Origin of the sequence: Bradyrhizobium sp. CCBAU 51765, assembly GCF_015291725.1 — a bacterium.
GTDB lineage: Bacteria > Pseudomonadota > Alphaproteobacteria > Rhizobiales > Xanthobacteraceae > Bradyrhizobium > Bradyrhizobium liaoningense.
The window spans coordinates 5,120,679-5,145,005 of the sequence record NZ_CP030038.1 but is presented as its reverse complement, the minus strand read 5'-3'; the positions used below and the strand labels follow the sequence as shown (position 1 = coordinate 5,145,005).

General features: G+C 62.3%; 23 protein-coding genes and 4 pseudogenes. 20 read left to right on the top strand and 7 right to left on the bottom strand.

Going from position 1 to position 24,327, the window contains the following annotated elements; translation table 11 throughout:
* Window positions 1-64: 64 nt before the first annotated feature.
* Both XH96_RS24635 and istB read left to right on the top strand, forming a co-directional pair.
* Window positions 65-580: pseudogene (locus tag XH96_RS24635) on the top strand (IS21 family transposase); the annotation flags it as partial.
* Between the two features lie 92 nt (window positions 581-672).
* Window positions 673-1,477: pseudogene (gene istB, locus XH96_RS24630) on the top strand (IS21-like element helper ATPase IstB).
* A gap of 439 nt (window positions 1,478-1,916) precedes the next feature.
* On the opposite strand, the gene XH96_RS24625 reads toward istB, so the two are convergent.
* Window positions 1,917-2,252: an H-NS family nucleoid-associated regulatory protein gene (locus XH96_RS24625; protein WP_124158613.1), complete on the bottom strand. Its 336-nt coding sequence runs from the start codon at window positions 2,250-2,252 to the stop codon at window positions 1,917-1,919.
* A gap of 869 nt (window positions 2,253-3,121) precedes the next feature.
* On the opposite strand from XH96_RS24625, the gene XH96_RS24620 reads away from it, so the two are divergent.
* Window positions 3,122-3,547, top strand: coding sequence for a response regulator (locus tag XH96_RS24620; protein WP_194388045.1), 426 nt, complete (start codon window positions 3,122-3,124; stop codon window positions 3,545-3,547).
* On the opposite strand, the gene XH96_RS24615 is transcribed toward XH96_RS24620, so the two are convergent.
* Together XH96_RS24615 and XH96_RS24610 are read right to left on the bottom strand one after the other, a co-directional pair.
* Window positions 3,432-3,743, bottom strand: coding sequence for a TRAP transporter large permease subunit (locus XH96_RS24615; protein ID WP_246789729.1), 312 nt, complete (start codon window positions 3,741-3,743; stop codon window positions 3,432-3,434). The two genes, XH96_RS24620 and XH96_RS24615, sit on opposite strands and share 116 nt — an antisense overlap.
* 106 nt (window positions 3,744-3,849) lie before the next feature.
* Window positions 3,850-4,047: pseudogene (locus tag XH96_RS24610) on the bottom strand (hypothetical protein); the annotation flags it as partial.
* Between the two features lie 112 nt (window positions 4,048-4,159).
* Between XH96_RS24610 and XH96_RS24605 the strand changes: the two are divergent.
* Window positions 4,160-4,393 (top strand): DUF2274 domain-containing protein, encoded by a 234-nt coding sequence (locus XH96_RS24605; protein WP_194388044.1) that lies wholly within the window; start codon window positions 4,160-4,162, stop codon window positions 4,391-4,393.
* Between the two features lie 17 nt (window positions 4,394-4,410).
* Here the strand turns inward: XH96_RS24605 and XH96_RS24600 are convergent, their stop codons facing one another.
* Together XH96_RS24600 and XH96_RS24595 are read right to left on the bottom strand one after the other, a co-directional pair.
* A complete protein-coding gene (locus XH96_RS24600) occupies window positions 4,411-4,629 on the bottom strand; it encodes a hypothetical protein (protein ID WP_194388043.1) in 219 nt (72 codons plus the stop codon).
* Window positions 4,630-4,713: 84 nt separating this feature from the next.
* A pseudogene (locus XH96_RS24595) lies at window positions 4,714-4,845 on the bottom strand (IS3 family transposase); the annotation flags it as partial.
* A gap of 253 nt (window positions 4,846-5,098) precedes the next feature.
* Between XH96_RS24595 and XH96_RS24590 the strand changes: the two are divergent.
* The 8 genes from XH96_RS24590 to XH96_RS24555 all read left to right on the top strand — a co-directional run bounded on the left by XH96_RS24590 (window position 5,099) and on the right by XH96_RS24555 (window position 14,640).
* On the top strand, window positions 5,099-6,448 hold the full coding sequence (locus XH96_RS24590; protein ID WP_194388042.1) for a PotD/PotF family extracellular solute-binding protein: 1,350 nt from the start codon (window positions 5,099-5,101) through the stop codon (window positions 6,446-6,448).
* Window positions 6,449-6,531: 83 nt separating this feature from the next.
* Window positions 6,532-7,410 (top strand): ABC transporter permease, encoded by an 879-nt coding sequence (locus tag XH96_RS24585; protein ID WP_194388041.1) that lies wholly within the window; start codon window positions 6,532-6,534, stop codon window positions 7,408-7,410.
* Window positions 7,407-8,312 (top strand): ABC transporter permease, encoded by a 906-nt coding sequence (locus XH96_RS24580; protein ID WP_194388040.1) that lies wholly within the window; start codon window positions 7,407-7,409, stop codon window positions 8,310-8,312. Before XH96_RS24585 ends, XH96_RS24580 begins: the two co-directional genes overlap by 4 nt.
* A 2-nt stretch (window positions 8,313-8,314) precedes the next feature.
* Window positions 8,315-9,421: an ABC transporter ATP-binding protein gene (locus XH96_RS24575; RefSeq protein ID WP_194388039.1), complete on the top strand. Its 1,107-nt coding sequence runs from the start codon at window positions 8,315-8,317 to the stop codon at window positions 9,419-9,421.
* Window positions 9,422-9,442: 21 nt separating this feature from the next.
* The gene (locus XH96_RS24570; protein WP_194388038.1) at window positions 9,443-9,934 is read left to right on the top strand and encodes a (2Fe-2S)-binding protein; all 492 of its coding nucleotides are present in this window, start codon (window positions 9,443-9,445) and stop codon (window positions 9,932-9,934) included.
* Between the two features lie 2 nt (window positions 9,935-9,936).
* A complete protein-coding gene (locus XH96_RS24565; RefSeq protein ID WP_194388037.1) occupies window positions 9,937-12,324 on the top strand; it encodes a xanthine dehydrogenase family protein molybdopterin-binding subunit in 2,388 nt (795 codons plus the stop codon).
* Window positions 12,325-12,335: 11 nt separating this feature from the next.
* Window positions 12,336-13,133, top strand: a complete 798-nt coding sequence (locus XH96_RS24560) for a xanthine dehydrogenase family protein subunit M (RefSeq protein ID WP_194388036.1) — start codon at window positions 12,336-12,338, stop codon at window positions 13,131-13,133.
* Window positions 13,134-13,149: 16 nt separating this feature from the next.
* The gene (locus XH96_RS24555) at window positions 13,150-14,640 is read left to right on the top strand and encodes an amidase (protein WP_194388035.1); all 1,491 of its coding nucleotides are present in this window, start codon (window positions 13,150-13,152) and stop codon (window positions 14,638-14,640) included.
* 177 nt (window positions 14,641-14,817) lie between these two features.
* Here XH96_RS24555 and XH96_RS24550 read toward each other — a convergent pair whose 3' ends face one another.
* Window positions 14,818-15,717 (bottom strand): LysR substrate-binding domain-containing protein, encoded by a 900-nt coding sequence (locus XH96_RS24550; protein WP_194388034.1) that lies wholly within the window; start codon window positions 15,715-15,717, stop codon window positions 14,818-14,820.
* Window positions 15,718-15,934: 217 nt separating this feature from the next.
* The gene (locus tag XH96_RS24545) at window positions 15,935-16,390 is read right to left on the bottom strand and encodes a MarR family winged helix-turn-helix transcriptional regulator (RefSeq protein ID WP_131873153.1); all 456 of its coding nucleotides are present in this window, start codon (window positions 16,388-16,390) and stop codon (window positions 15,935-15,937) included.
* 246 nt (window positions 16,391-16,636) lie between these two features.
* Here XH96_RS24545 and XH96_RS24540 point away from each other — a divergent pair, with 246 nt between their 5' ends.
* The 8 genes from XH96_RS24540 to XH96_RS24505 all read left to right on the top strand — a co-directional run bounded on the left by XH96_RS24540 (window position 16,637) and on the right by XH96_RS24505 (window position 24,314).
* The gene (locus XH96_RS24540) at window positions 16,637-17,686 is read left to right on the top strand and encodes a substrate-binding domain-containing protein (RefSeq protein WP_194388033.1); all 1,050 of its coding nucleotides are present in this window, start codon (window positions 16,637-16,639) and stop codon (window positions 17,684-17,686) included.
* 66 nt (window positions 17,687-17,752) lie between these two features.
* Complete coding sequence (locus tag XH96_RS24535) at window positions 17,753-18,991, top strand: ABC transporter substrate-binding protein (RefSeq protein WP_061882172.1); 1,239 nt, start codon at window positions 17,753-17,755, stop codon at window positions 18,989-18,991.
* Window positions 18,992-19,053: 62 nt separating this feature from the next.
* The gene (locus XH96_RS24530; RefSeq protein WP_061020378.1) at window positions 19,054-19,920 is read left to right on the top strand and encodes a branched-chain amino acid ABC transporter permease; all 867 of its coding nucleotides are present in this window, start codon (window positions 19,054-19,056) and stop codon (window positions 19,918-19,920) included.
* Window positions 19,920-20,984, top strand: a complete 1,065-nt coding sequence (locus tag XH96_RS24525) for a branched-chain amino acid ABC transporter permease (RefSeq protein WP_194388032.1) — start codon at window positions 19,920-19,922, stop codon at window positions 20,982-20,984. Before XH96_RS24530 ends, XH96_RS24525 begins: the two co-directional genes overlap by 1 nt.
* Window positions 20,985-20,986: 2 nt before the next feature.
* Entirely contained in the window at window positions 20,987-21,715 is a 729-nt protein-coding gene (locus XH96_RS24520) for an ATP-binding cassette domain-containing protein (protein WP_194394243.1), read from the top strand.
* Window positions 21,712-22,413: an ABC transporter ATP-binding protein gene (locus tag XH96_RS24515; protein ID WP_194388031.1), complete on the top strand. Its 702-nt coding sequence runs from the start codon at window positions 21,712-21,714 to the stop codon at window positions 22,411-22,413. Before XH96_RS24520 ends, XH96_RS24515 begins: the two co-directional genes overlap by 4 nt.
* Window positions 22,414-22,497: 84 nt before the next feature.
* A complete protein-coding gene (locus XH96_RS24510; RefSeq protein ID WP_194388030.1) occupies window positions 22,498-24,012 on the top strand; it encodes an amidase in 1,515 nt (504 codons plus the stop codon).
* On the top strand, window positions 24,012-24,314 hold the full coding sequence (locus tag XH96_RS24505; protein WP_194388029.1) for a putative quinol monooxygenase: 303 nt from the start codon (window positions 24,012-24,014) through the stop codon (window positions 24,312-24,314). Before XH96_RS24510 ends, XH96_RS24505 begins: the two co-directional genes overlap by 1 nt.
* Window positions 24,315-24,327: the final 13 nt, after the last annotated feature.

Below are 24,327 nucleotides of genomic sequence, written 5' to 3'. Positions count from 1 at the left end.
AAAATTGACCCCCTAAGTCTGGGCTGTTGCGCTGCCTGCTTTGGAATGAAGCAGGTGGTCGGGGATGCTGATCGTGGAGACGATTGCGCGGATTCGGCGCGAGCACTTCATCAAGGGCAAGACGATCAAGGAGATCGCCCGCGACCTGAAGGTGTCGCGGAACACGGTCCGGAAGGTGCTGAGGTCCGGAGAGACCTCCTTCGAGTACGAGCGGCAGGTGCAGCCACGACCAAAGCTGGGGCGGTGGGCATCGGAGCTCGATAGGCTGCTGGCGGCGAACGCGACCAAACCGGCTCGTGAACAGCTAACGCTGATCCGGATATTCGAAGAGCTGCGCGGGGGCGGCTACGACGGCGGTTACGATGCCGTGCGGCGTTACGCAAGGCGGTGGAGCAAAGAACGCGGGCAATTGACCGCGGCCGCTTATGTCCCACTAAGCTTTGCCCCCGGCGAAGCCTACCAATTCGACTGGAGCCACGAGGTGGTCCTGCTGAGCGGCACAACGGTGATGGTGAAGGTCGCCCATGTCCGCCTCTGCCACAGCCGCATGCTGTTCGTGCGGGCCTATCCACGCGAGACGCCGATGGGGACGGTCCTCCGGTCGGGCTACGCCCTCCCTTCGGTCCGCCCCCATCGGCGCAGTCTCATCCTGATTGTCGCTGGAGTCTCACCCTGATCGCCGCCGCGCAGGCAAAGGCCGTCAAGCGCCAGCACGAACCTCAGCGCATTGTGGGCGACCTGCTCAACGCCGAGATCAACGAGAAGCAAGCCAGGTCGATCAAATACCAGCTCACCATCGCCAAGCTGCCGCTTGCCAAGGACATCGCCGACTTCCAGTTCGACAGGCACGCCGATCAATCAGACTCTCGTCAATGATCTCGCTGGCGGCGGCTTCATCGCCCAACAACGCAACGTCGTGCTGGTTGGCGGCACCGGCACAGGCAAGACCCACCTGGCCATTGCCATCGCCAGAAGCTGCATCCGATCCGGTGCCCGCGGCCGCTTCTTCAACGTAGTCGACCTCGTCAATCGCCTAAAGACCGAGACCCGCAACGGACGGCAAGGACGGCTCGCCGAGCATCTGACCCGGATGGACTTCATCGTGCTGGATGAACTCGGCTATTTGCCCTTCGCTCAGTCCGGTGGCCAGCTTCTCTTCCACCTCGTCAGCCGGCTCTATGAGCGCGCCTCCGTCATCGTGACCACCAATCTCGCCTTCGGCGAATGGCCTAGCGTGTTCGGCGACGCCAAGATGACCACCGCGCTGCTCGACCGATTGACCCATCACTGCGACATTGTCGAGACCGGCAACGATAGCTGGCGGCTCAAGAGCCGAGACGACGATCACTCCACCCGCGCTCGTCTCGCCTCCGCTATCCCGGCCAGCTCCGACGAGACGAGCGCTACCGTCAAACCGCGCCGCGCGAAGGGGTCAAAATTGGACGCCGATGAGGGGGCAAATTTGCAAGCCGATTGACACGATCGGCAGATTGTGGCGGTTGTAGGTGGTGCGGACCCGACGAGGCGGCGCCATGATCGCCCGAATGCCATGCCGTTGCATCAGCCGTTCGATCCGGCCACGGCTTGCGCCACGTCCCTGGCTGCGCAAGACGGCATGGACGCGGGAGACTGCCGTAGCGTCCGCCGCTGACTTGATGGACTTGCCGGATCGCGGTCGGGAGGCTGGCATTGGATTTGGTCCGCTCACGCACTGGGCGATCGCGCCAAAGCGCAATAGCTTGCCGGCGAGACCCGCAAGGGCGAAGGCGGCGCTAGCTAGGGCGTGCGGCCCGAACCGCGCTGAGAAAGTCCGGCGCTGCAAAAAGCATCGTCACGGCGCGCGCGTAACGGCCGTGCCGCCTGCCAGCCCTGAACACCGCCGCCGCCCTAACGATATGGTCGGATGTTCAGCCGGTTCAGCGGCGCTTTTGTCGAGATGGGCGGTCGATTAGGAGATCATTCAGCTTCTTGCCTGCTCGAAGCTGGGCTTTCAGCCATCGGGGCTGCTTGCCGCGACCGGACCAAGTTTCGGATGGATCCCTCGGGTTCTGGTATTTCGGCAGCACTGGGGGGTAGGGGCGGCGCGGACGTGCCTCGTTCTGGGTCGGAGCGGCCGTCCCCTCAATCCTGCGAAGTCGCTCTTCGAGCTTGGCCTTTTCCGCGGTCATCCTGCGACCAAGAACGGTCGTGACCTCATCGTAGAGTTGCCACAGCTCAGCTGTGGACACGGATGCCCAGTCCTCGTTCTCCATGAAAGCCGCCCAACTAGCTCCGAATCGAAACCGGAGTGGGGATTATCAGGTCAAACCGGGGTCCGGCAAGCTCGATCCAATCGCGCGCCTGCGCCGGAACGTGGTGGTGGGACTTACCGGCTGGGCCCGTGCCTTCGAGCGAGGGGGCGCCCCCCAGGCACCCTCCGTCCGCGGGCTCGTCGCCTGGGTGCAAGCAACCGCTGCTCGGCCCTAAACACACGACTACGCAAGTTCTGCAATTCAGTGAATTGAATGATGAGCGCTTGATGATTTTGACGCAAAACAGCCGCAGAATACATGTGACCACCTAATCGTTACCGAAGATCACTTTTGACCGCTTGGCAAAAAACTACGTCGGACGGTGTAGATGCCGATCTGCTTCGCCGATCAGCGTTCAACGGTCCCATAATTGAAACAGAAGCCTTTGTGGATTGCGATGCTTCTATTGGCCACCTCCGTTGAAATCCCACGATCGAGAAGAGTCACGCTCCTCAGCGAGCTTCAGCGAAACTTCGCTGAGCGTTAGATTTAAATTGCGATTGTAACTTTATATCCTCGGCAATAATCGAGGGGATGATAAGATGAATTTCGATCCTAATACATCTCTGCCAAAATTTTTTGACACAACTATTTAAAATTGTCAATGTCGGAGGAATTCGTGGTCCCGCTCTCCAGCGAGGCCCGCATTCATGAGGTGCTGCATGCATTTCCAAAGCAAGTTACACTGCCGCGGCTGATAGGGCCGCAGCAGGTGCCAAGCTTTGACATTGTGTATTGGTTTTATGGTTAAGGTGCGTCAGCCGTTTCAGTAGGGACATCGCCGGAATAAACCGGCGCCGTGCAGGTTTTGATTCTCGGGCTGAGGAAACATGCGCCGCATCAGAATTGTCATCGCGGATCGGCACCCGATCGTCTTGCAAGTGATGCGCAGCGTCCTTTCCGCGCGGAGTGATCTTACGATCCTGGCCTCTTGCGGAGATGCAGCAAGCTGCAGCGAGGCAATGCGGCTTCTTGTTCCGGACGTCGCGCTGGTAGATGCTGCGATGCCTAATATCGGTGTGCCCGGCCTTCTTGCTCTGGCAAGAACCGCGGGCCAAGGCACCCGGGTGGTTCTCTTCGCAGACGCGGCTGGCGTTAGCGAGCCACCAGGCTTGGCAGCGCCCGGCTCCTGCCTCGTTCTCACCAAGGAGGCCAAGCCGGAGATGCTGGTCGCGACCCTGCGGAAGGTGGCCCAGAACCAGCGCTTGGCACCACGACGTCAACCAGGGCCTTTGCGACGCCGCCGCGACGCATGAAGGCAGCCGCCATGACGAACAGCGGCAGGGCCATCAGGGTGCTCGAGTTCATCTCGTCGGCGATCTTCTGTGCGATCGCAACCACGGGCTGGCCGCTGAAGCCGAACAGAACCGCTGCGCAGAGGCCGAGTACCAGGAAGATCGGTATTCCGGCGCAGAGCAGCCCGAGGAACATCAGCAGGAACAGAGGGTCCACATCGCGTCGGTTCTCGCTGGAACTGGCCGCATCCCGGGCCGGGCCGCGGCAGTTGGTTGACGATTTCAAATTGGCCGCAGGCAACCTCGCAAGCTTCGTCGTCCGCTCAGTGATCGAGAACGGCGATGACCATGGTGGCGGGATCGAAGCGGAAGACGAGGTGGTAGAGCTTGATGACGTAGCGCAGCAGCATCAGCACGGCGCCGGTCAGGATCGCCGAATAGTAGATCCACATCGGGAATTCGAGGCCGGTGATGCTGCGTTCGTCGAGGCTGCGGGCAACGTCGACGACCTCGAAACCGCAATAGGCGAGGCCGGCGCAGAATGCGGTCGCGACGCAGCCGTTGAATGCTTCGAAGGATCTTGTACTGAAGCCATATCAGGACGTTCAGACGGCGGCTAAGGGCAGGTGAGAAATGAAATTCGCGAAGCTGCTCGATCGGAAACCGGTGAAGATCAACGTAGTGCTGACGTCAGGCTTAGCGCAGAAGCTGCGTGAGTATGCGGCGTTCTATGCGGAGACCTACGGCAACAAGGAGGAAGTAGCTGAGTTGGTACCCTTCATGCTCGAGGCATATCTTGACAGTGACGCAGAATTCCGGAAGGGAAACAAGAAAAGAAGCGGCGAACCGATAGGCGTAGAATCCTAGGCATCAATTCTGTGGCCCTATTCGGCCTTGACGCCAAGGAAGTGGATCGTGCGCTCAACCGCTTCAACAGACTTATGAAGACGTCCGAGCAATGTTCTGAGTTTTCCTTCCGTCGCCTCTTGTTTGTGAAGGTTTTGGCTAGTTAAAAATGCCTCCACAAAAGTGATTTCCACGGAAGCATCTTCGAGAACCGCCCCTTCGATTACTTGGGCCGGAATTTCGATCGAGGCGATCACTGTTCCTGTCGACGCATCACGGTAGAGGTGGTCCCGATTGTCTGAACAGATTTTCCGCGTCGATAAGTGGAGCCTCTGCCAAGGTTAGGCTGCCAAGCGGAGTGGCAGTGGGTTGAAGTAGGCTTGATCAGGCGTGTTGCCGTCAAGGCTCGAATGCGGGCGCCGACCGTTGTAGAAGTCGAGGTATCTGCCGATCGATGCGAGGGCGTCGCTGGCGGCGGCGGTCACTCGCGCGCCGCGAGATGACAGCCGAATCTGGCTCGACGCGGTTTACCTGCCTGCCGCCTTCGTAAGCTGCGTGCCGGAATGAAATGCAGAGAGTTGAGCCATTAGGCGCGCTTATGTCGCGAATATTTACTTCCAATTTTACTTCGCGAAATCCCGTCAATAGCCTCAAGCGCAATTGATCACATCCGCAGGGATCGCTGAAGATCGTTGCGGCCGCTCATCGTAACCAACGGGGGTTGCCATGCTTGACAGGGACAAGGGGAATGTTGGTGCCAACCAGGCCGGAACGGAGCCGGCGGAAGTAAGAAAATTGAGCCGCCGCAGGCTGTTGAAGAGTGCCGCAGCGGTCGCAGGCGCGGCCATCGGCTCGGACGCGATCCGCGGCTTCCCGACCATCTGGGCGCAGGAGATCAAGGACATCGAGCTCCGCCACGTCGGCGTCTCCTATTCGGTGGTGAAGGCGATCGGCGATCAGGCCGCCAAGGATCTCGGCTTCAAGGTGACGATGCAAAACCTCGATACCTCCGCCGCCATCAACCGCTTCATAAGCCAGCCTAATACGGTCGACATCGCCGACCTCGAAGGCTGGCAGGCCAAGCTCGCCGCCAAGCGCGGCGTGATCCAGGGCATTCAGGTCAAGAAGGTCAAGGAGTTCGACAACATCCTGCCGATCTTCACCAAGGGCGAGATCGACGGCCACAAGATCCCGCGCCAGGGCATCTCACCCTATGAGGCCATGTACATCGCCAAGCCCGATTCCACCGATCTGCACGACGGTGTCACCGAGTGGGCGACCTTCCTGCCGCAAGTCTATAACGCCGATTCCATCGGCTATCGTCCCGACCTCGTCGGCCACGAGGTGACCGAGTGGAAGGACCTGATCGATCCCAAGTTCAAGGGCAAGGCCGCGATCCTCGACGTGCCCGCGATCGGCATCATGGACGCCGCGCTCTGCTTCGAAAGTGCCGGTCTGATCAAATACGGCAACAAGGGCAACATGACCAAGGAGGAGATCGACTTCACCTGCAACAAGCTGATCGAGCTGAAGAAGCAGGGCCAGTTCCGTGCGACCTGGACTACCTTCGACCAGTCGGTACAGCTCATGGCTGCGGGGGAAGTGGTGATCCAGTCGATGTGGTCGCCGGCGGTCGCGGCGGTGCGCGTGAAGGAGATTCCTTGCGTCTACGCGCCGGTCAACGTCAAGAACGGCAAGGAAGGCTATCGGGGCTGGTGCAACGGCATGGGCCTGATGAAGCATCTCTCCGGCAAGAAGCTCGATGCGGCCTACGAATATCTCAACTGGTACCTGTCCGGCTGGCAGGGCGGCTTCGTCGCGCGCTACGGCTATTACAGCCCGGTGCCCTCGACCGCGAAGAAGTTCCTGACCCCGGCCGAATGGGCGTTCTGGTACGAGGGGCAGCCGGCGCCGGAGGTGGTCAACGATCCCTACGGCGTGCCGATGGAGAAGGCCGGCACCAAGCGTGACGGCGGCTCGTTCCTCGATCGCGTCAAGAACATCTCCTGCTGGAACACGCTGATGGACGAAGCGGCGTACATGAACAAGCGCTGGAACGACTTCAAGGTGGCCTGAAACCTGCTTTCTATGACCTGAAGCGATGCACCGGCGCCGTCACGCGCCGGTGCGAGAAGACCGACTTCGAGGCGTTTGCCGCTATGCAGTCCAGTCAAACTCCGCCACGCGCAAATCTCGCCGGCTGGCTCTATGTCGCGCCGCTGGTCCTGGTGCTCGTGCCGTTCTTCGTGGCGCCGATCCTGGTGGTGCTGGCGGCGAGCTTCTTCGCCACCGACGGCTTTGGCGGGCTGACGCCGGGCTTCACGCTGGCAAGCTATGTCGAGGTCCTGCATTCGGCGCTGACGCTGAAGCTGTATCTGGCGACGATCAAGTTCACGGTACTGACCTGGATCTTCACGTTGATCATCGGCTTCTTCGTCGCTTACTTCCTGGTGTTCCACGTCCGCAACCAGTTGCTCGCGATCGGCCTGTTTCTCTTGTGCACGGTGCCGTTCTGGACCTCGAACATCATCCGGATGATTTCCTGGATTCCGCTCCTGGGCAAGGAAGGCCTGATCAATCAGGCGCTGCTTGGAATGGGCGTGATCCGTCAGCCGCTCGAGGTGTTGCTGTTCTCCGATCTCGCGGTGGTCATCGCCTATGTCCATCAGCTCACGATCTTCATGATCGTGCCGATCTTCAATTCCATGGCGCGGATCGACAAGAAGCTGATCGAGGCCGCGATCGACGCCGGCGCCAGCCGTTTCGACATCATGCGCCTGATCGTGGTGCCGATGTCCAAGAGCGGGATCGCGCTCGGCACCATCTTCGTGGTCTCGATCGTGATGGGCGACTTCTTCGTGGTCAAGGTGATGTCCGGCGGCGGCTCGGCGTCGGTGGTCAGCGCCTTCTACGAGGACGTCGGCGTGCTGCAATATCCGACCGCGGCGGCCAGTGCCGTGCTGCTGACCCTGGTGCTGGTCGCGATCGTCTCGCTGATCCTCCGCACCGTGGATATCCGGCAGGAGATCACGCGATGAGCGCGGTTCTCGCCGACATGCCAAAGTCCGACGTGTCGAAGACGGTGGCGCCCGCGACGACCAAAGCGATCGCGCCGAGCAAGGGCGGCCGGCCCTGGACGTTCTACGTGCTGGCGGCTCTGTTCGCCTTCTACGTGATCGCGCTCTACGGCCCGATGTTCTGCATCTACATCCTGTCGTTCCAGGACATCCGCGGCGGACTTGTATTCCCGATGAAGGGGCATTCGCTGCACTGGTTCGTCGACCTCTTCACGCAGGTGCGGACCGGCGACGTCAAGGGATCTTTCGACCGCTCGATCAAGCTTGCGGTCATCGTCACCGTCATCACTGTGGTGGTCTCGTTCTTCGCCGGCCTCGGCTTTCGCAAGCGATTTCGCGGCGACACCTTTGTTTTCTACATGATGATCGGCAGCCTGGTCGCGCCCGGCCTCGTGCTCGGTCTCGGGACGGGACTTTTGTTCCAGGCGCTTGGGCTGAATGCGAGCTGGTACACGTCGGCACTGGGCGCGCAGCTGTCCTGGACGTTGCCGTTCGGCGTGCTCGTGATGTTCGCGGTGATGTCGCGCTTCAACCACGTCTGGGAGGAGGCGGCGTACGATCTCGGCGCCAGCCGTTGGCAGTCGATCCGGCTGGTGATGATCCCGGTGCTGGCGCCCGGTCTCGTCGCGGTTGCGCTGTTCGGCTTCACGCTGTCCTACGACGAGTTTGCACGCAGCCTGCAGACGGCAGGCTCGCTGAACACGCTGCCGCTGGAAATCTGGAGCATGACGCTGAACGTCACCTCGCCCTCGCTCTACGCGCTCGGCACGGTGACCACCATCGTCTCCTTCGTCGTCATCGGTGCGAGCCTCGGCACCATCGTGCTGATCCAGAAAAGGCGCGGCAGCGCGACAAAGGGTTAGGAATGAAGAGCGATCGCGGCGATATCGAACTGGCGGGCGTCTGCAAGAGCTTTGACGGCGCGACCTACGTGGTCGACGGCGTCAATCTGAAGATCGCGGACGGTGCCTATTGCTGCTTCATCGGCCCGTCCGGCTGTGGCAAGACCACGATCCTTCGCATGATCGCAGGCCATGACGACCCGACCGCCGGCGAGATCGTGATCGGCGGCCAGAACGTCGTTGGTCTTGCGCCGGTGCAACGGCGCACCGCGATGATGTTTCAGTCTTACGCGCTGTTCCCGCATCTGACCGTGCGGGAGAACATCGCCTTTGCACTTCGCGTGCGCGGCCAGTCCAAGTCCGATCGGCTGCGCGCAGCGGATGCCATGATTGAGAAGGTCAGGCTGACGCAGTTCGCCGACCGTTTGCCCGCTCAGCTTTCCGGTGGGCAGCAGCAGCGTGTGGCGCTGGCGCGGGCCGCGATCACCGAGCCGCGCGTGCTGCTGCTCGACGAGCCGCTGTCCGCGCTCGACGAGCAGCTCCGCGTCCAGATGCGCCAGGAGCTGCGGCGGATGCAGCAGGAGCTCGGCATCACCTTCATCCATGTCACCCATACCCAGCTCGAGGCGATTGCGCTGGCCGACCTCGTCGTCGTGATGGAGCAGGGCAGGATCAAGCAGGCGGGTCCGGCGCGCGACGTCTACGCGCATCCGCACGATCGCTATGTCGCCGAGTTCATGGGCGGCCAGAACGTGTTGTCGGGCCGCGTCGAGAAGGTCAACGGCGCGAGCTTCACGCTCGCGCAGGCGGCGCCCGAAGGCATCGAGGTGCCGTTGCGGCCACGCTCGGCCGTCAGTGTCGGCGACAAGGTCGATATCGCGGTGCGCCGCGACGACGTCGCGCTGGTCCGGCCCGGCAGAGACTTGCCCCCGGGGTGCACAACCTCGCTGCCGAGCCGCGTGCTCGCGATCGAATACCAGGGCTATTTCGTCAAGGTCATGCTCGACACGGTGCCGGACGACGAGTTCGTCGCCTACGTGCCGGAGAAGACCTTCTTCGCAGATCCCTTCGCCGTAGGCGATGTCGTGATGGCCACATGGGCCACCGGCAGCGCGTTGCCACTCGCCTGAAGACCCGTCGCGCACAGGAGCATGACCGTGCAGATATCCTTTACACTCAACGGCCGTCCCACCACCATGGATGTCGAACCGGCGACGCTCGTCGCCGAGCTGCTGCGCGAGCAGCTCAGCCTGACCGGCACCCATATCGGCTGCGACACCAGCCAGTGCGGCGCCTGCGTGGTGCATCTCGACGGCCTGCCGGTGAAGAGCTGCACGCTGCTGGCGCCGGCGCTCGACGGCGCGACGCTGCTGACCATCGAAGGCCTGCAAGGCGCGCCGGGCTCGAACCTGATGCATCCGATGCAGGAGGCGTTTCGCGAGCATCACGGCCTGCAATGCGGCTTCTGTACGCCGGGCATGCTGATGACGGCGGTAGCGCTGGCTGTCGAGAAGCCAAATTTGACCGAGGCCGACGTCCGTCACGGCCTCGAAGGCAATATCTGCCGCTGCACCGGCTACCAGAACATCGTGATTTCCGTGATGGCCGGCGCTGCCGCCATGAACGCCGCCAAGGGAGAGTGACCATGGGCAATGTGATCGGCATTGGCGCCGCGCCGAAGCGGAAAGAGGACCAGCGCTTTCTCACTGGCCGCGGCAATTACGTCTCCGACATCAAGCGCCCCGGCATGGCCGCGGGCGTGTTCGTGCGCTCGCCGCACGGGCATGCGGTCCTGCGTGGCATCGACAAGAGCGCGGCGCTGGCTGCGCCCGGCGTCATCGCCGTGCTGACCGGCGAGGACGTCAAGGCCGATGGGCTCGGCTCGTTGCCCTGCGGTTGGGGCATCTCGGATGCCAAGGGCGTTCCGATGAAGGAGCCGCCGTTCCCGATGCTGGCGCAGGGCAAGGTGCGCTTCGTCGGCGACATGGTGGCCTTCGTCGTCGCCGAGACGCCGGAGCAGGCGAATGTCGGGGCCGAGCTGTTGAAGATCGACTACGAGGTGTTGCCCTCAGTGGTCGGACTGCTCGAAGCTGTCAGGCCCAATGCGCCGCAGCTTTTCGACGATGTTCCGAACAACATCTGTTGCGACTGGGAGCTCGGCGACAAGGCCGCGGTCGAGACCGCGTTCAAGAAGGCCGCGCATGTCGCCAAGCTCAGCCTGGTCAATAACCGCCTGATCGGCAACCCCATGGAACCGCGCGCAGCGATCGCCGAATACGAGCCGGGCACCGATCGCTTCACGCTGTGGACCACAAGCCAGTTCCCGCATGTCGTGCGCTTCCTGATGGGCGCCTTGGTGCTGAACATCCCGCAGCACAAGCTGCGCGTGGTGGCGCCGGATGTCGGCGGCGGGTTCGGTGTCAAGCAGTTCCATTACGGCGAGGAGGCCGTGATCACCTGGGCCGCCAAGCGCGTCAGGCGGCCGGTGAAATGGGTGGCGAGCCGCTCGGAGGGCTATGTTTCCGACCGTCACGGCCGCGACCACGTCACGGAGGCTGAGCTCGCGCTCGACGAGACCGGAAAATTCCTCGCCTTCCGCGTCAACACGCTCGCCAATATGGGCGGCTATCTCTCAACCTTCGGTCCCAACATCCCGACCAATCTCTATGGGCCGCTTCTCGGCGGCGTCTACACCACGCCCGCGATCTACTGCAACGTGAAGGTGGTGTTCACCAACACCGTGCCGGTTGACGCTTATCGGGGCGCGGGCCGGCCCGAGGCGACGTTCGTGCTGGAGCGCATCGTCGATGTCGCAGCCAGCGAGATGGGGATCGACCGCGTCGAGATCCGCCGCCGCAACATGATACCGAAGGAGGCCTATCCGTACCAGACGCCGGTATTGGTGCAGTACGATTCCGGCGATCCCATGGGCTGCCTCGATGGCGCACTGGTTGCCGCCGACGTCAAGAATTTCGGTATCCGCAAGGCGGCTTCGGCCAGCAAAGGCAAGTTCCGCGGGCTCGGCTACTCAACTTATGTCGAGGCCTGCGGACTTGCGCCGTCGCGCTTCGCAGGGAGGCTCGGCGCGCGCGGCGGCCTCTACGAGAGCGCTACGGTGCGCGTGCATCCGACGGGCCAGGTCACGGTCATGATCGGCACCCACAATCACGGCCAGGGCCACGAGACGACCTTTGCGCAGATCGTCTCGGAAAAGCTCGGCGTCGCCTTCGAGAATGTCGACATCGTGTTCGGCGATACCGATCGGGTGCAGTTCGGCATGGGCACCTATGGCTCGCGATCCCTCGTGGTCGGCGGTGCCGCGTTGTCGAAGGCGACCGACAAGGTGATCGCCAAGGGCAAGAAGATCGCGTCCCATCTGCTCGAGGCGGCCGAAGTCGATATTCAGTTCGAGGCAGGAAAGTTTTCGGTCGCGGGCACGGACCGCAGCAAGACCTTCGAGGAGATCGCCGGCGCGGCCTATGTGCCGCACAATTATCCGCTGGAAGTGCTGGAGCCGGGGCTCGAGGAGCAGGCCTACTACGATCCCGTCAACTTCACCTATCCCGGCGGCTGCCACATCGCCGAGGTCGAGGTCGATCCGGAGACGGGCACGGTCACGCTGGTCAACTACACCGCAGTCGACGATGTCGGCACGGTGATCAACCCGATGATCGTCGAGGGGCAGTTGCACGGCGGCATCGTGCAGGGCGTCGGCCAGGCGCTGTTCGAGAATGCGGTCTACGACGAAGGTTCAGGGCAATTGCTGTCGGGCTCGCTGATGGACTACTGCATGCCGCGCGCGGATCATCTGCCGATGATGAAGGTGGCGACCCATTCCACCCTGTGCACGCATACGCCGATGGGCGTGAAGGGGTGCGGTGAGGTCGGAACCATCGGCTCGCCGGCGGCGGTCATCAACGCGGTCGTCGACGCGCTCTCGCATCTCGGCGTCACCCATGTCGACATGCCGGCCACGCCGAACCGGATCTGGCGCTTGTTGCAGAACGCGTCGCTGCCGGTCGCCGCGGAATAGGGAGGATAACAATGAAGCCGTTTTCCTATCACCAGCCCGACCAGATTCCCGATGCGGCCAGGCTTCTGACCTCGATCGAGGACAGCAAACTCGTTGCCGGCGGCATGACGCTGATTCCGACGCTGAAGCAGCGGCTGGCCAATCCGCCTGCGCTGGTCGATCTGTCGAAGCTCGGGTCGCTGAAGGGCATCACCGATGGCGGCGCGACGATCACGATCGGCGCAATGACTCCGCATGCGGTAGTCGCCGCCTCCAAGCTGGTCCAGGCAAAAACCCCGGGGCTCGCCGCGCTGGCCTCGATGATAGGCGATCCCGCGGTGCGCAGCCGCGGCACCATCGGCGGCTCGGTCGCCAACAACGATCCTGCGGCTGACTATCCCGCCGGCGTGCTCGGGCTCGGCGCCACCATCGTCACCAGCGTGCGCGAGATCGCGGCCGACAAGTTCTTCCTCGGCCTCTTCGAAACCGCGCTCGTGCCCGGCGAGATCATCACGGCGATCCGTTTTCCGGTGCCGTTGAAGGCCGGCTACGCCAAGTTCAAGGCGCCGGCCTCCCGCTATGCGCTGGTCGGCGTGTTCGTCGCCAAATTCGCCGATGGTGTCCGCGTCGCCGTGACCGGCGCCGGTTCAGGCGTTTTTCGCGTGCCGCCGATGGAGGCCGCGCTGTCGTCCAATTTCGATCCCTCGGCCGTCGCCGCGATCAAGATCGATACGGACGGTCTGACCTCCGACATTCATGCCGAAGCCGATTACCGGGCGCATCTCGTCACGGTCATGGCCAAGCGCGCCGTCGACGCGGCGCTCAGCTAGCTCTTTGGGATTGATGATGACTGATGGTTCCGGCCGAACGGCCTTCCCGCCGGCGCCGACTGGTCTTGGTGCGCTCTCTGTTACCGAGATCATGGCCGGCTACCGGCGCAAGGCGTTCACCCCGCGCGATGTGGTTGACGACACCATCGCTGCGCTTCAGGCGACAAATGAGGCCTGCAATGCGGTGGTGACGCCGATGTACGAGCAGGCGAGGGCAGAAGCCGACCGGCTCACCAGGGAGATGGGTGCGGGCGAGGCCAAGGGGCCGCTTGCCGGTGTGCCAGTTACGATCAAGGATCTCGTCTTCGTCGCGGACGTACCGGCCTATGCCGGCTCGCCGATGAACAAGGCGTTCGTGCCCAACGTCGATGCCGCCGTGGTTTCGGCGCTGAGGGCGTCCGGTGCGATCATCACCTGCAAGACCACCACCTGCGAGTCCGGCTACAAACTGACGGCGGATAGCCCGGTCACCGGCACGACGCGGAATCCCTGGAATCCCGGCCGCACCAGCGGCGGTTCGAGCGGCGGCGCAGCAGCCGGTGTTGCCGCCGGTTGCGGGCCGATCGCGATCGGGACCGATGGCGTCGGCTCGATCCGCGTGCCGTCGTCCTTCTGTGGCGTGTTCGGACTGAAGCCGACCTTCGGCCTGGTGCCGCGCTCGCCGGGCTTCGCGCCGCCGTCCTGGGCTTCGCTCGCCCATACCGGGCCTATCACGCGCACCGTCGCGGATGCCGCGCTCACCTTGGAGATCATTGCTGCTTACGATCTGCGCGACCCCGCGAGCCTGCCGGTGTCGCCACGCCGCTTCGACACCAACGCGGCGCCGTTGACCGGCATTCGCATCGGCGCCAGCGCTGATCTCGGCTACGCCGCTGTCAGCCCCGATGTTCGTGCCGCGTTCAGCAAAGCGCTGGCCGTTCTCGACGGCTGCGGCGCGCAGATCACCCTGGACGGTCCTGGCCTCGATCCCGGCATTCTGGAGCACACGCTGAAGCCGATCGCCTTCACCGAGCAGGCGGCGGCGGTGGCGACCAGGACCGCTGCCGATCTCGCAAGCTCGGAGACCGACTACCGTGATGTCGTCACGGCCGGCCGGCGTTTCAGCGGCACGGACTACATCGAGGCTGGCTACCGCCGGGGCCAGGCGCGCAATGCGTTCGTAAAGCTGTTCGAGCGTGTCGATGCGCTGGTGACACCGACGGTCGCGGTGACCGCGTTCGAGGCCGGGCGGATCGGTGTCGATACGATCGACGGCTGCAAGGTCGATCCGCATCTCGGCTGGTCGCCCTTCACCTGGCCGATCAATCTTGCCGGCCTGCCGGCGGCGACGTTGCCCTGCGGTTTCGACCGCGACGGGCTGCCGGTCGGTCTCCAGATCGTCGCGCCCTGGCTCGACGAACCCACGATCTTCCGCATCGCTGCCGCCTTCGAGCAGGCGCAACCCTGGGCCAAGTTCTGGCCGCCGCTGGCTTTACGTGAATCGGACCGAGCGCGTACCAAGGCGTGACGGGCCATGATGGAATCTTGCTGCTGTTTTGCCCGACATGTCAAGCCACGCTGCCGCCGGCGCATGGCCTCCTTGCCACCCGCGTAAGTCCTTGATCCGACTAGCGCCGTCTACTGTGCATGGGGTTGTTTTCCCACTTTGTGTGGGAGAGCGCGGGACGCGCGCAATCTTGTCGTCTCAGGACAGCTCGATCGGCATACCCCTGCCGCTGAGCTCTTCGTCCAGGCGCAGATAGTGCGCGAGGTAGTCGTGCAGGGCGGTTGCTGCTTTCGAGGTCGCTCCGCTCGACTTGTAGAGCAGCAGCTCGATCTTCGGCAGCGGTGGAAGGCCTTCGTTCAGTCCGATCTCGCGCATCGCCGGCACCAGCGCGCTGCGCCCGAGCACGGTAACCGCCATGCCTGCGAAGGCTGCGGCCTGAAGGCCGCCGACGCTTTCGCTGACACAGGCGATGCGCCAGCGCAGGTTTGCGCGCTCCAGCGTATCGATGGCGTAGTCGCGATAGATGTTGCCCGGCGGCAATAGCGCGAGCGGGATCGGACGTTCCTGGTGCGCGGCGGATTGCTCGCCGGTCATCCACACCAATTGCTCTCGGCGAACCACCTGGCCGCCGGTGAAATCGTTCATGCGGGTAACCAGCGCGATGTCGACATCGCCGCGCTTGACGAGGCCGACCAGCGGCGTCGAAAGCGCGCAGTTGAGCTCCACCTGCACGCGCGGAAAGGATTTCCGGAACACGCTGAGGATCTGCGGCAGCATGAACGCGGCGTAGAGATCGGGCGTGCCGAGCACGACCTGGCCCTCGATCTCCTGTGACGCCAGCTGCGAAATCAGCTCGTCATGCAACCTCAGGATGGATTTGGCGTAGGTGAGGACGGTGGTGCCATCGTCAGTCAGCGTCAGCCGACGGCCGCCATGCTCGAACAGCTGCTTGCCGGTCAGCTCCTCCAGCCGCTGCAATTGAAGGGTGATCGCAGGCTGGGTACGGCCAAGCCGTCGCGCCGTCTCGGTGATGCTGCCGGTCTCGACCACCGAGATCAGCGACCGGAGCATGCGAATGTCGAGACTGATGAGGTTCATGCGGCGTCCATGTCGCCCAGAATTTATGCAAGTTCCGTGCTACCTCCCCGCAAGCTTGTCGGTGACGGTCTTGTTGCCGGCGCGAGGAGGAAATGGCGGCGTTGCCGTCACAGGCGCCGCGGACGCCATTGTTGCCTTCGATCACAATGTTGAAGACTGGAGTTAGTGGGATCGGACGGCACACCGCGGCTACGAAGTAGCCCGCGGGCGAAGGGCATCAATCATGGATCAGTGTTTCTTGTCCGCGAACCGGGTACGAATGCGCGGAGGCACGGTCGCTAAGCAATTCCGAGAGCAGGCCCGTCAGAACTGTGGCATCTGATGCGCCCAGCCTGTTCAAAAGGTTCTGTTGAATGGATTTGATGATTGGGCCGATGTCCTTGAATTGCTCCGCCCCTCGCTGCGAGAGGAAGATCAGGACCCTGCGCCGGTCATGTGGATCGGGCGCGCGATAGACCTGCGCCGACTCGACCATTCTGTCGATGATCTTTGTGAGCGTTGGACCGTCGACCAAGAGGCGGGTTGCCAGATCGCCCATCGGCATCCCGTTTTCTTCGGACAGCGCCTCGAGCACGCGGTACTGGTGAAGGGATAGGCTTCGTGGCTTGAGCTTCGCTTCCAGCATCTGCTCAAGCCGGCGATTCACACCTCGGATGAGTTCGGGGAGGTCCACGTTGCACCCTTAGCGAATTATTTGATATTTCAATATTTGCCTTGGAACGTAACGAGGAGCAAGCGAAAAGCAGATTTGCGCGCAACTGCCTAGGGAAGGGGCGAATGCATCGGCTGGCGCCCTGAAAAAGGGCATGTTCCCTTCAGGATCGAGCTTTCCCGTCGTTAAACGGGCCGTAGCGGCACAGGATTGCCGTTGGCACGATTCGTGAGTGTTCTGTGCACGGAAAGTGCGGAGACACCATCGTTGCGTAGCGTCCGGATATGTCTGCTTATCCCGCAGAGCGGCGCTGCGGGGCTTTGGGCCCCGTCAGCCGAGGCGTGCGGACGCTTGGCCGTCGACGAGATTAACGCAATGTCCGGTGTCCTTCGCCGTCCCGTCGAATTGCACGTTGTGAACGCCGGAGAAACCGGCCCAAGTGCGGGATGGGCCGCGCGCGATGCAATTGACATCGATCGTGTCGACGGCATCGTCGGAATGTTGCCGAGCTTCGCGCGCGATTTCGTGGCGCGCGCGGCTCGTGGTCGCGTCCCGTTCATATATACGCCGCAGTTCGAAGGCCGCTCATCGACGCTGGACGTCATGGCGACCGGTGAGACCGCCGAAGAGCTGCTTTCTCCCGCGATTCAATGGCTTTCGGAAACGAGGCGTGCGCGCCGATATTTTCTTTGCGGCAATGACTACGTATGGCCTCGCTCATCCCTTCAGATTGCGCGCAGGTTGATTGCCCGCTTCGGCGGCACGGTGACGGGTGAATACTATCTGCCGGTAGGCCAGCATGACTTCGACGAGATGCTGGACCGGATCAAGGCAACGCGCTCGGACGTCGTTCTTCCGTATTTCCTGGGCTCCGACTGCATCGCATTCAATCGTGCCTTCTGTGCCGCGGGGCTGAGTTCGCGCGCGCTGCGGTTTTCCTCGGCGATCGACGAGACCGTGGCATACGGCCTCAATGCAGATGAAACCGAGAATCTCTACGCCGCTTCGAGCTACTATGGGTCGGTCCGCTCACGTAACAATGGCGCGTTTCTCGAGCGTTATCACACGGCGTACGGCGATAGTCCGCCTCCCGTGAATGCCTTTGGAGAGTCCTGCTATGAAGGCATCTACTCGCTCGCGTCCTTGATCGAGGGGGCCGCCAGTCTCGACGCGCGCAAATTGACGCGCCTGTACGGCAGGACGTTCCAGCGACGCACGGCACGAGGCGATTTGGCGCAATCGGTGGTCGGCGGCCGCCATCCGATCTATCTGGCTCAGCTCGACGGGTACGATTTCTCAATCATCGCGCGGCGATAAAATAGCTTGCCTTTTCAAATATTGTATTAGTAATATTTTCCATCTCAAAGATTGATGGGGACATATATGACTTTCTCCCGCCGTCGCTTCCTGCAGCGCTCAGCAATTGCAACGACGACGTTGATTGCTGCACCTGCAGTCTTCCGCTCCGGCGCCTTTGGCGCCGAGAACCCGATCGTCGTCGGCAGCCTTCATGACCAGTCTGGTCCGATCGCAGCGTCCGGCACGCCCATGGTCTACGCGCTCCAGCTTGCCGTGGACGAGATCAATGCCGGCGGAGGGTTGTTGGGACGCCCGTTGAAGGTCATCCACTACGACACCCAGTCGAACATCCAGATGTACTCGCAATTCGCGCAGCAGCTTGCGGTGAAAGACAAAGTGGATGTCGTCCATGGCGGCATCACTTCGGCCTCGCGCGAGGCGGTGCGTCCGACCTTCGATCGCTTCAAGGTGCTGTACTTCTACAACGTTCTCTACGAGGGGGGTGTCTGCGATCGTAACACCTTCTGCACCGGTACCACGCCTGCGCAGACCGTGGAAAAGCTGGTGCCGAGCGCGATGAAGAAGGCCGGCAAGAAGGCCTACATCATTGCCGCCGATTATAATTACGGTCAGATCACCGCGAAGTGGATGACGAAGTACGTCAAGGACAATGGCGGCGAGGTGCTGGCGACCGACTTCTTCCCGCTCGACGTCACCAATTTCGGTACGACGATCTCGAAGATTCAGGCGGCAAAGCCCGACCTCATCCTGTCGGCACTGGTCGGCGGCAATCATACGGCCTTCTACCGGCAATGGACCTCGGCCGGCATGAAGGGCAAGATTCCGATCGCGTCGACCACTTTCGGTCTCGTCAACGAGCCGACCACGCTCGATGCGGCCGAAAGCGATTCCATTCTCGGCGCCTACGGCTATTTCGAGGAGCTTACCACTCCGGCCTCGAAGAGCTTCGTCGAGAAGATCAAGAAGGCCCATCCCGACTCACCCTATGTCAGCGAGCTGGCTGCCTGCACCTATGAGGGTGTCATGCTTTGGGCTGCCGGCGTGAAGAAGGCCGCCAGCATCGATCGCATGAAGGTGATTGCCGCGCTGGAGGACGGGATCGCTTTCGATGGCCCGAGCGGCAAGGTGACGTTGGACAAGCCGACCCATCACACCACCCGCAATGCGTTTCTCGCGGAGGTGAAGGACCGTAAATGGTCGGTGCTGGAGAGTTACTCCGACGTCAAGCCGGCCGATACTGCCAGTGTCTGCGATCTCGTCAAGAATCCGAACGACACCAAGCAGTACATCATCAATCTCTGATGTTAGCCGGGCCTCGCCACCGGCGGGGCCCGTGACTTCGAGGGGACCGAAAGAATCCTAGAATGGCGATCTACCTCATCGTCGCGCTCGACGTCCTGAATGGGATATCGTCGCTGTTCCTGCTGTGCCTCGGACTGGCGATCATCTTCGGCATGATGAAGATCATCAATCTCGCCCATGGCGAGTTCATCATGCTCGGCGCCTATGCGACTGTCATATCGGCCAATGCAGGTGTGAATATCTGGATCGCGATGCTGGTCGTTGCTCCGCTCTTCGTCGGTCTCGTAGGTCTCGTCATCGAACGGTGCCTTATTCGCTTTCTCTATGGTCGCCTCGTCGATTCGATGCTCGCGACCTGGGGGCTCAGCCTTCTCATCATCGGGATCGTCACTACGATCTACGGCAACACGCAGCAGGGCGTGCCGACTCCTCTCGGTGGCTTCTCCATCGGTTCGTATCAGTCGAGCTATTACACGCTGTTCCTGGCCGGAATGGCGGTGGTCATGATGGCCGTGGTCTACGGCGTGATGAGCTACACCCGCTTCGGGCTGATCGCCCGCGCGACGATGCAGAACCCGGCAATGGCAGCCACGCTGGGCGTCAATCCGGCGCGGGTCTACATGAGCACGTTCGCGGTCGGAGCGGCCATCACAGGTCTCGCCGGAGGCTTGCTGGCTCCGGTTTCGGGCATCACGCCCGGCATGGGCGGCGCCTACGTCGCCAAGGCCTTCATGACCGTCGTCGGAGGAGGCGCTGCCATTCTGTCGGGGACGATGTCAGCGGCGAGCCTGTTCGGTGCTGTCAATCAGGTCGGCGCCTTCTTCACCACGCCGGTCTATGGCGAGGTCCTGGTGTTCACGGCGGCGATCGTGCTGATCCGCCTGCTGCCGCAGGGAATTTCCGGCCGCTTCTTCAAGGGGAATCTGTAATGACCATCCGCTTTCGCCTTGTGGCCCAGGCGGTTGCCGTCCTCATCGCGATCATCGCGATCGTGCTGATCCCGAGCGTCATCGAGCTGTTCGCAATGATGCAGTTGACGTTGTTCGCGGCAATGGCGGTGCTGGCGCTCAGCCTCGCCTTCATCTGGGGCTTTGGCGGCATCTTGTCCTTCGGACAGACGGCCTTCTTCGGCCTCGGCGGCTATGCCTACGCGATATCAGCGATCAATTTTCAGGATTCCACGCCGTCGATCCTGCTCGCCATTATCATTCCCGCGTTGTTCGCTGCAATCCTCGGCTACTTCATCTTCTTCGGTCGCATCTCCGACGTCTATCTCGGTGTGATCACGCTCACCGTGACACTGATCCTGTTCAACTGCGTCAACTCGACCTCGGGCGACGAGTACAGGATTGGCAAGGCGTTGCTCGGCGGCTTCAATGGCATGCCGGCGGTGCCGACCTTCAATGTCCCATTCTATCCCGACCAAATCCTGTCACCCGAGCAATCCTGGTGGGTGACAGGCGGGACCCTGCTCGGGATATTCCTGTTGCTGCGTCTGCTGCTGTCCCTTCCGGCCGGACGCGTCATCGTGGCGGTGCGCGAGAACGAGGTTCGTGCCTCGCTGCTCGGTTACGACCCGCGGAAGGTCAAGCTGCTCACTTTCATTCTGAGCGGCGCGATTGCGGGCCTTGCCGGTGCGCTCTACGTCAATTGGGGCGCGTTCGTCGGGCCGACCATCTTCAGCCTGTCGTTGTCGGCGGAGATCATCATCTGGATCACGGTGGGGGGGCTCGGTACCTTGCTTGGCCCCATCGTTGGCTGTGTGCTCATCGAATACATCGTCGCCTATATCGGCTCGCAACAGGCCCTGAACTCCAACCTCGTGCTGGGCGCCGTGCTGGTCGTCTTCGTGCTGCTGCTTCCGAAGGGACTCGTACCGACGGCGCGCGATCTTTTGATGCGGCTCGTGCCCGCACCGAAACCGAAGGCGCAACTCGCGGACGAGCAGTTACCGCCGGCGGTGGCGGCGTCCCACATGGCCGGAGCCGAATGACTATGGCGGACCTTGTACCCCTCCTCAAGGCAGAGCACCTCACGATGCGTTTTGGCGGTGTCGTCGCCAATGACGACATCACCTTCACATTGGAAGAGATGGAGCTGCGCTGCCTGATCGGGCCTAACGGCGCCGGCAAGAGCACGTTCTTCAAGACGCTGACTGGACAACTTGTACCGACGTCGGGTGCGATTGCGTTTCGCGGTCAGCCGATCGCCGGCAAGCTGTCGCACGAGATCGCCCGCATGGGAATCGGCATCAAGACCCAGGTGCCGAACGTCTTCAACGGTCTCTCGGTGCGGGAGAATATCTGGCTCGCTGTTCGGCGGAAAGCGACGCCGCGCGCCCAGGGGCCCGCGGTCGATTCGGTATTGCAGATGATCCGGTTGACGGATCATGCCGATCGCATCGTGGCGACGCTGTCACACGGCCAACGACAATGGGTCGAAATCGGCATGGTGCTTGCGGCTGAGCCGGAATTGATCCTGCTCGATGAGCCGGCCGCCGGGATGACCGACGAGGAGACACTGCACACAGCCGCCATCATCCGCGAGATCAACCAGACCCGTGCCATCATCGTCGTCGAGCACGACATGGAGTTCATCAAGCAGATTGCAAAGAAGGTGACGGTCTTTCATCAGGGGCGCGTGCTGGTCGAAGACACCGTGGACAAGGTCTTGGCGGATCAGCGCGTGCGCGACGTCTATCTCGGCAAGAAGGTGGCGGCATGAGCGCGCTTCTCGAGGTCCGGGATTTACGATCGGGCTACGGCCGCATTCCAATCCTGTTTGGTCTCGACATGACGATTCAGGATGGCGAGTATCTCGGTATTCTCGGCCACAACGGCATGGGCAAGACCACGACGCTGCGTGCGCTGATGGGGCATTTGCCGACGACGGGGGGCACCGTCACGTTCGCCGGCAAGCCGATCACCCATCTCAAGCCGCACGAGCGGTCCAGGCTTGGCATTGGGCTTGTGCCGCAAGGACGAGAGATATTTCCCGACCTGAGCGTCCTTGAGAACCTACGAATGGGCCTGGCGGCGGCGCCGAAGGAGGACCGATCGGTCATCGACGCGGTGCTTCAGGACTTTCCGCGCCTGGTGCGACTGCTCGACCGACGCGGTGGGGCCCTGTCGGGCGGTGAGCAGCAATTGCTGGCATTGGCGCGCTGTCTCTGCACGAAGCCCCGACTGATCCTGCTGGACGAGCCGACCGAGGGTATCCAGCCATCGATCATCGAAGAGATCGTCGAGACGCTGCTCGCACTGAAGAAGCAGTGGAACATGTCGCTGATCGTCGTCGAGCAGAACCTCGAGTTCATCACCTCACTGTCGGACCGGATTCTCAATATCCAGAAGGGGCGCATCACGGGAGAGCTCGACCGCGAAAACCTTCTGGCTCGGGACGGCGCGATGCATCCAAACTGAGTTCAATCTCCGGCGCGGCTGCGCCGGTCGTCACGATCGCTGGTTCTCTTGCTGCCGGCTTGTCCTCACAAGAAAGGATGACTTATGTCTATCAAACGCCCGACTGCTGAAGATGTCGCCGAGCTCGCCGCCAGCCTGCACATGAACATGACGGTCGAAGAAGCCGGAAGCTATCTTGCCCTCATGGGCGGGATGTTCGACGCCTACGACGTCATCGACGAGCTGCCGAACCCGCTGCCGCCGGTCAAATATCCGCGCATGCCGGGCTCCAAGCCGATGCCGAAGGACAACAAGTACGGCGCGTGGGCGATCAAGACCGAGGTCAAGGGCGCAGCCACCGGCAAGCTCGCGGGTCGTACCATCGTGCTGAAGGACAACGTCGCCTTGGCCGGCGTCCCCATGATGAACGGCTCGACCACGCTCGAGGGCTTCATTCCCGCCGCCGACGCAACGATCGTGACCCGCATACTCGATGCCGGCGGCACCATCGTCGGCAAGGCCGTGTGTGAGCACTTCTGTCTGTCGGGCGGCAGCCACACCTCCAATCCTGCACCGGTTCACAATCCCCTCAAGATGGGCTATTCGGCCGGCGGATCCTCGTCGGGAAGTGCCGCGCTGGTCGCAGCCAGCGAGGTCGACATGGCGATCGGCGGCGATCAAGGCGGCTCGATCCGGATCCCGGCATCCTATTGCGGCATCTATGGCATGAAGGCGACGCACGGGCTCGTGCCGTATACGGGCGTGATGCCGATCGAATCGACCATCGACCACACTGGCCCGATGACGGCCAACGTCGCCGACAACGCGCTGTTGCTGGAGGTGCTGGCCGGCGCCGACGGGCTAGATCCGCGCCAATATGCGCCGAAGGTCACGAGCTACACCGAGATGCTCCGCAAGGGGGTCAAGGGCATGAAGATCGGCATCCTCAAGGAGGGATTTGCCGTTGCGAACATGCAGGAAGGCGTTGCGTCCAAGGTGAAGGCCGGCGCAGAGCGTTTCGCCAAGCTCGGCGCCAGCGTGTCGGAAGTTTCGATTCCCGAACATCTTCATGCACTCGCGGCCTGGAACCCGATCACGCTGGAAGGATTCCTGGTCCAGATGATGATCGGCAACGGCATGGGCTTCAACTGGAAGGGCCTCTATGACGTGGGCCTGCTCGACGCCCACTCGGGTTGGCGTACCCGTGCCGACGACCTGTCGGAAACGCTCAAGCTCACAATGCTGGTTGGGCAGTGGGGCGTCAGCCATTATCGCGGTCGTTACTATGCCAAATCGCGCAACATCGCGATCGCTGCCAAGGCGGCCTATGATGCGGTATTCGGCTCTTACGATCTGCTGCTGATGCCGACCTTGCCCTGTGTCGCCACGCCGATCCCGGCCAAGGATGCGCCGCTCGCCGAGATTGTCCAGCGTGCCTTTGAAATGACGGCCACGACCAGTCCGTTCGACGTAACCGGCCATCCCGCGATGACCATTCCCTGCGGCCTGTCGGACGGCCTTCCGGTCGGCCTGATGCTGATCGCCAAAGACTATAACGAGGCGACCATCTACCAGGCGGCCAGCGCCTTCGAGGCCGACGGTGATTGGAAGAAATTCTGATGATCACCATCACCGCCGTGATCAGGGCGAAGTCGGGGCATGAGACCACGATGCGCGACGCGTTGATGGCCGTCGCCGAAAATGTCGCGGCTAACGAGCCTGATACGATCGGATTCTTCATCGCGCAGAGTGAGGACGATCCGCGTGTGTTCACGACGTACGAGCGATTTGCCGACAAGGCCGCGATGGATCGCCACAACAGCTCGGCGGTCGTCGCGACCTTCTTCGGAATTGCCAAGCTCATCCTGGATGGCGAGGTCACTTTGGTGACCTCGAGGGAGGTGTCGGCAACGATGCGGTGAGTCGGGTCCATCT

Bases quoted from the DNA above. Each gene is read 5' to 3' on its own strand.
- XH96_RS24625 (WP_124158613.1), bottom strand. From the start codon at position 2,252: ATGGAGAACGAGGACTGGGCATCCGTGTCCACAGCTGAGCTGTGGCAA.
- XH96_RS24620 (WP_194388045.1), top strand. From the start codon at position 3,122: ATGCGCCGCATCAGAATTGTCATCGCGGATCGGCACCCGATCGTCTTG.
- XH96_RS24605 (WP_194388044.1), top strand. From the start codon at position 4,160: ATGAAATTCGCGAAGCTGCTCGATCGGAAACCGGTGAAGATCAACGTA.
- XH96_RS24590 (WP_194388042.1), top strand. From the start codon at position 5,099: ATGCTTGACAGGGACAAGGGGAATGTTGGTGCCAACCAGGCCGGAACG.
- XH96_RS24585 (WP_194388041.1), top strand. From the start codon at position 6,532: ATGCAGTCCAGTCAAACTCCGCCACGCGCAAATCTCGCCGGCTGGCTC.
- XH96_RS24580 (WP_194388040.1), top strand. From the start codon at position 7,407: ATGAGCGCGGTTCTCGCCGACATGCCAAAGTCCGACGTGTCGAAGACG.
- XH96_RS24575 (WP_194388039.1), top strand. From the start codon at position 8,315: ATGAAGAGCGATCGCGGCGATATCGAACTGGCGGGCGTCTGCAAGAGC.
- XH96_RS24570 (WP_194388038.1), top strand. From the start codon at position 9,443: ATGACCGTGCAGATATCCTTTACACTCAACGGCCGTCCCACCACCATG.
- XH96_RS24565 (WP_194388037.1), top strand. From the start codon at position 9,937: ATGGGCAATGTGATCGGCATTGGCGCCGCGCCGAAGCGGAAAGAGGAC.
- XH96_RS24560 (WP_194388036.1), top strand. From the start codon at position 12,336: ATGAAGCCGTTTTCCTATCACCAGCCCGACCAGATTCCCGATGCGGCC.
- XH96_RS24555 (WP_194388035.1), top strand. From the start codon at position 13,150: ATGACTGATGGTTCCGGCCGAACGGCCTTCCCGCCGGCGCCGACTGGT.
- XH96_RS24550 (WP_194388034.1), bottom strand. From the start codon at position 15,717: ATGAACCTCATCAGTCTCGACATTCGCATGCTCCGGTCGCTGATCTCG.
- XH96_RS24535 (WP_061882172.1), top strand. From the start codon at position 17,753: ATGACTTTCTCCCGCCGTCGCTTCCTGCAGCGCTCAGCAATTGCAACG.
- XH96_RS24530 (WP_061020378.1), top strand. From the start codon at position 19,054: ATGGCGATCTACCTCATCGTCGCGCTCGACGTCCTGAATGGGATATCG.
- XH96_RS24525 (WP_194388032.1), top strand. From the start codon at position 19,920: ATGACCATCCGCTTTCGCCTTGTGGCCCAGGCGGTTGCCGTCCTCATC.
- XH96_RS24520 (WP_194394243.1), top strand. From the start codon at position 20,987: ATGGCGGACCTTGTACCCCTCCTCAAGGCAGAGCACCTCACGATGCGT.
- XH96_RS24515 (WP_194388031.1), top strand. From the start codon at position 21,712: ATGAGCGCGCTTCTCGAGGTCCGGGATTTACGATCGGGCTACGGCCGC.
- XH96_RS24510 (WP_194388030.1), top strand. From the start codon at position 22,498: ATGTCTATCAAACGCCCGACTGCTGAAGATGTCGCCGAGCTCGCCGCC.
- XH96_RS24505 (WP_194388029.1), top strand. From the start codon at position 24,012: ATGATCACCATCACCGCCGTGATCAGGGCGAAGTCGGGGCATGAGACC.